General features: G+C 46.3%; 1 protein-coding gene. It reads right to left on the minus strand.

The genetic code is table 11. The features are described from left to right. Positions 1–180: 180 nt before the first annotated feature. Positions 181–876, minus strand: a complete 696-nt coding sequence (locus tag ACTQ3V_RS15620) for a helix-turn-helix domain-containing protein (protein WP_441468294.1) — start codon at positions 874–876, stop codon at positions 181–183. Positions 877–940: the final 64 nt, after the last annotated feature.

Here is a 940-nt window from a genome sequence, read left to right on the forward strand (position 1 = left end):
CATGGATTTTTTCAATCTTGTCCGCTAACTGTTCGTTTTCCGAAGTTCTACGGCTCAATTTTCCAGAAGCCCATTTGTGGTAAGCGGAACGTGCCACATGAAGCAGTTTGCAGGCGCCTTCAATGGAAAAGCCCTGCTCTTCATGACATTTCTGAATTGCTCTGTATACATAGCGCTGCCTTACTTCTGAGAGGCATCTCTCCTCTCTATCTCGTCCAATTTTTTTAGCAAAGCATTCTCCATTTCCGCCAGATATAGCTTATGTTTGAGCTGCTCGATCTCAATTTGAGCTTTTTCCAGTTCAGTGCGGGGAATTTGATCCTTTTTCCGCCGACCACGCCGATCCTCCAGGCCGGCTTTCCCCATCTGCTCAAAACGAAGCGTCCAAGTACGAACCTGTTGGTAGCTTACTTGGTATTTCAATGCCATCTCGCCGTAGTTCTTCCCGCTGGCTATGCATTCCCTCACAATCTGGATACGTTCCTCCAGCGTGGTTCCCCGTCCCTGCTTCATGTAGCTTCCTCCTCCTGAAAACTTTAAGGATTTGAACTCTCCATGTGCAGTATACACCTTGATCCACGTACGAAGTGTCTTCCTGTCCCGAATTTTGTATTTTTTGCAGATATCCGATAGGCTTGCGTTACTTCGCTGATATTCTTCTACCGCTTGCCGCTTGAATTCCTGGCTATATGTATGGGGTTTATTGGAAAGGAACGCATCCAGACCTTCTGCCTCGTAGTTCCGTACCCACGCAGCCGCTGTGCTCCAATTTACTTCCAAGAGCTGTGCCAATCCGTTCATACTTAACTTGCCTGCCAGATACATACGAACCATCTTTGTCTTTTCTTCAATACTTACTTTTGACTTTTGTGACATAGAAGTGCCCCCTCCATGATTGACAGTGTTTTATTTCACTGTCTCTCATAGAGGGAGCATATCA

This window comes from Candidatus Agathobaculum pullicola (genome assembly GCF_052117205.1).
GTDB lineage: Bacteria > Bacillota > Clostridia > Oscillospirales > Butyricicoccaceae > Agathobaculum > Agathobaculum pullicola.

Bases quoted from the DNA above. Each gene is read 5' to 3' on its own strand.
- ACTQ3V_RS15620 (WP_441468294.1), bottom strand. From the start codon at position 876: ATGTCACAAAAGTCAAAAGTAAGTATTGAAGAAAAGACAAAGATGGTT.